This is a genomic window from Stenotrophomonas pictorum JCM 9942, from assembly GCF_001431585.1.
Classification (GTDB): Bacteria; Pseudomonadota; Gammaproteobacteria; order Xanthomonadales; family Xanthomonadaceae; genus Stenotrophomonas; species Stenotrophomonas pictorum.
Genome location: NZ_LLXS01000071.1, coordinates 1 through 537, shown reverse-complemented (window position 1 = coordinate 537; position 537 = coordinate 1). Strand labels below are relative to the sequence as shown.

Genomic DNA, 537 nt, shown 5'->3' with positions numbered 1-537 from the left:
CCACGCTGGGCTATGGCGTGGACCTGAATTCGCAGTTCACCGAGCGCTTCTCCGCCACCGTGGGCTACAACGCCTTCACCATCGACGGCGACGAGAACACCGATGACGTCCGCTACCAGGGTGATCTGAAATTCAACAACGCCACCGTCAAGCTCAACTGGCATCCGCTGTCGGGCGGCTTCCACGTCTCGGCCGGTCTGGTGGTCGGTGATATCCGCGCGGCTGTCACCGGTACCCCGCGTGCCGGCGGGGTCTACGAGTTCAACGGCGTGCAGTACACCGCCGCCGATGTGGGCCAGCTGCGTGGCCGCGTGGAAATCAAGGACAGCGTGGCGCCGTATGTGGGCGTGGGCTACCGTTCGCGCGGTGAAGGCCTGGGCTTCTACGCCGACCTGGGCGTGATCTCGGCCAAGACCAGTGTCAGCCTGGCCGCCACCGGGCTGGCCGCCGATCCGCAGTTCAAGGCCGATCTGGAGCAGGAGCGCCGCGAGCTGGAAGACAAGATCGATCTGAGCGTGTACCCGGTGCTGGGTCTGG

1 protein-coding gene is annotated in these 537 nt (G+C 65.7%); it reads left to right on the top strand.

Annotation, left to right across the window (positions count from 1 at the left end):
- On the top strand, window positions 1-537 hold a 537-nt coding region (locus tag ARC78_RS16825; RefSeq protein WP_057506628.1), incomplete at both ends, for a hypothetical protein.